This window comes from Cupriavidus sp. 05T313 (assembly GCF_056396665.1).
The window spans coordinates 1-1,030 of record NZ_JBFTLX010000530.1 but is presented as its reverse complement, the minus strand read 5'-3'; the positions used below and the strand labels follow the sequence as shown (position 1 = coordinate 1,030).

Below are 1,030 nucleotides of genomic sequence, written 5' to 3'. Positions count from 1 at the left end.
GTCATGGTCTCCTTGACCTGGCCGGCGCCGGACTGGCCCTCGACCTCGATCAGCGCGAGCTGCTCCTGCATCTTCTTCATGTTTTCCTGCATCTGCTGGGCTTGCTTCATCAGCCCGGCCAGTTGGCCCTTCATCATGGAATGCTCCTGATTAGCGATTGGATAGAAGTTACGGGCCGCCGCGCGTCATGGGCGCCGGCGGCCTTGCAAAAATAAGCGGCGCTCAGGCGGCGCGCGGCTGGATCGATCCTTCCAGGATCGTGCCGCCGAACTCGCGCAGCAAACCCTGCACGAAAGGATCCCCTGCGATCGTGGCTTCGGCCTCGCGCTGGCGCTCGGCACGGGCCCGGGCATCCGCGGCTGCGGCGGTATCGGCCACCGCGCCAATTTCGCACTGCACCCGCACGTCGACGCCGAGATGCTCGGCCAGCGTCTGTTGCAGGCGTTCGACGACGCCAGCCTCGGTAATCGGTGCCACCGGCGCGCGCAAGTGGAAAGTACGGCCTACCACCTGTACCAGTTCGCTCTGGTAGGCAAGCTGCTGCGCCAGGCCCTTGAGGGGMAGGCTGGCAGCCAGCTCCGGCCAGGCGCCGGTAAAGGCCGGCGGCGAGCCATCCTCGCCTGCCACCGGCGGTTTCGGCGGCGTGATCCGCACGGGCTCGGCGGGTTCGGCCGGCGCGGCCTGGACCGGTGCGCGGGCAACCGGCGCGGGCCGCGTGGCGGTTTCGCTGCGCGGCGCGGGCTGGCGCGCCGGCATCGGTTCGGGATCGCTGTCATACGGCCCGATCATGGGCAGGTCCGGCGGGAGGTCCTCCCACGGCGGTACGTCGCTGCTGCCCGCGTTTTCCCACGGCGGCACGTCATTGCCCGGGCCGGCGTCATTGGCTTCCATGGCGGCCGGCCGTGACGGCGGCGCTTCCCGGCGCGCGGGCGTTGTTGCAGCCGGAGCGGGTGCCGCCGGCCGTGACACTGTCGCAGGCGGACCAGGCGGACGCAAAGGCTGGGCCGAGGGCTGGCGCGCAGCCGGCGGT

The 1,030-nt window shown here is 70.7% G+C and carries 2 protein-coding genes; both read right to left on the bottom strand.

The features are described from left to right. A partial coding sequence (locus tag AC1DKD_RS41500; RefSeq protein WP_477144772.1) for a YbaB/EbfC family nucleoid-associated protein occupies positions 1-137 on the bottom strand: 137 nt, incomplete at its 3' end. Between the two features lie 85 nt (positions 138-222). Further along, entirely contained in the window at positions 223-891 is a 669-nt protein-coding gene (locus tag AC1DKD_RS41495; protein ID WP_441632005.1) for a DNA polymerase III subunit gamma/tau C-terminal domain-containing protein, read from the bottom strand. Positions 892-1,030: the final 139 nt, after the last annotated feature.